Source organism: Azospirillum sp. B506, assembly GCF_000333595.1.
Classification (GTDB): domain Bacteria; phylum Pseudomonadota; class Alphaproteobacteria; order Azospirillales; family Azospirillaceae; genus Azospirillum.
In genome coordinates this window covers 1-1214 of sequence record NZ_BADK01000206.1, presented here as the reverse complement: position 1 = coordinate 1214, position 1214 = coordinate 1, and the positions used below count along the sequence as shown (strand labels likewise).

The 1214-nt window shown below is 68.9% G+C and carries 1 protein-coding gene; it reads left to right on the top strand.

What is annotated here, in order from left to right; genetic code table 11:
- Window positions 1-115: 115 nt before the first annotated feature.
- A complete protein-coding gene (locus I71_RS06935; RefSeq protein WP_042692944.1) occupies window positions 116-1024 on the top strand; it encodes a LysR family transcriptional regulator in 909 nt (302 codons plus the stop codon).
- Window positions 1025-1214: the final 190 nt, after the last annotated feature.

Here is a 1214-nt window from a genome sequence, read left to right as displayed (position 1 = left end):
CTGGCGGTGGGGCGATGGGGCAATGGAAATCACCTTAACCGCGGCCGATTGTACTGGGTAGCCGGCACAAAGCCGACATATCGTATGCTGTTTGCAAACAATCGTCAGGCGCCGGATGAGCGACCCCAGACACCTGAACCGCATCGCCTATTTCGCCGCAGTGGTCGAAACCGGCTCCTTCACCGCGGCGGCGGACCGGCTGGGCATCACCAAGGCGGTGGTCAGCCAGCAGGTGGCGAGGCTGGAGGAGGAGGTCGGGGCCAGTCTGCTGGTCCGCACCACCCGCAAGGTGCGGCCGACCGAGGCGGGCATGGCCTTCCACCGCCGCTGCGTCGTGATCCTGCGCGAAGCCGAGGAGGCCTTCGGCGAGCTGGCGGAAAGCGCCGCCGCGCCATCCGGACTGCTGCGGCTGACCGCCCCCTTCGATTACGGGGTGGCGGTCGTCGTTCCGGCCATCGCCGCCTTCACCGCCGCCCATCCCGCCTGCAAGGCCGACATGGTGCTGTCCGACCAATCGCTCGACCTCGTCGGCGGAACCCTGGACCTCGCCATCCGCGTCGGCTGGCTGGCCGACACCAGCCTTCAGGCCCGCCAGTTCGGCAGCTTCCGCCAGCTTCTGGTCGGCACGCCGGACCTCGCCGGGCGCATCGGCGACGGGGGAAGGCCGGAGGACATCGCCGCACTTCCCTTCGTCGCCAACACGGCCTTGCGCAATCCGCTGCTGTGGCAGTTCACCGGCCCGACCGGCGAGGCGCGCATGATCGCGGCGCGGACCGCCATCGCCTTCGACGCCACCTTCGCCGTGCGGGAGGCGGTGCGGCTGGGAGCGGGGCTGTCCGTCCTGCCGGATTACTGCGTGGCGGACGATCTGGCGTCCGGCCGCCTCGTCCACATCCTGCCGGGCTGGACCCTGCCGTCGGGCGGCATCCACGCCGTCTTTCCCGCCGCCCGCTTCCGCCCGACCAAGGTCCGGGCCTTCCTGGATTTTCTGACGGAGCGCGAGCGCCGGCGCGACCGGGCGTGAGCGGTTGCGGTTGAAGGCGGTGCGGCGAAATTTCGCTGGATCGTTTGCGCGGCCAGCAATCTAATATGTCCGAAAAACCGATAAGTCTCCCCGGGAAGGAAACGATGGCGGACGCGCTCGACTTCGGCAGCTTCGACTACATCATCGCTGGTGGCGGCACCGCCGGCTGTGTGCTGGCAAACCGGCTGTC